At 75.0% G+C, this 680-nt stretch carries 1 pseudogene; it reads left to right on the top strand.

The features are described from left to right. Window positions 1-460: pseudogene (locus G7A99_RS23230) on the top strand (hypothetical protein); the annotation flags it as partial. Window positions 461-680 lie beyond the last annotated feature (220 nt).

The raw sequence follows: 680 nt of genomic DNA, 5'->3' as shown, positions 1-680 counted from the left end.
GCCGGCGGTGCTGGATCACAACCGTCGGGACCTCCTCTCGCTGGCGGCACTGTGGCCGGTGCTGGGGGAGGTCTTCGCCGAGCCCGCGCGCTGGGGCGCCTGCTCCCGGGCGGCGGCCCGGGCATGGTACATGAGTGGCGACGAGCGCCGGGCGCGGGCGGTGCTGGAGGCCGCTCCGGCCCTCGATGCGCCGGGGCGCCACGAGCTCGCCCGCCTGCGCCGCCGCGCCGGCGACTGGGCCGGGGCGCGCGCGATCTGGCAGGGCCTGGCCGAAGCCGGCGACGCGCACGCCGCGGAGGCGCTGGCGAAATACCACGAGCACGTCCGGCGGGACTGGCAGGGGGCGCTCGCCTGGACGTCACGCCTGCCCGCCGGTGCCGAGGAGACCGAACGGCGTCGTGAAAGGCTCGCGCGCAAGCGCGGCCGCGACGGTGCCCAGGGCGATCTCTTCCCGCGGTGACCGCGGCGGGGATGACCTATGCTTGGGATAAACGGCGGTGCATGCCGCCATACACGGATGCGAGGTATGGCATGACGGAAGCCGACGAGGCCCTGAGCGGCGTGATACTGGAGCACACCCGGGGCTGGACCCTGGACGAGGTGAGCGGCCTCTGCCGCGTGGAGACCCGCTGGGTAGTGGCGCTGGTGGACGAGGGCGCCATCGAGCCCGCGGAGGGTGC

It is taken from the genome of Arhodomonas sp. KWT (assembly GCF_010993615.1).
Note: the sequence above shows the minus strand (reverse complement) of the source record. Positions and strands in the feature narration are given on the sequence as shown.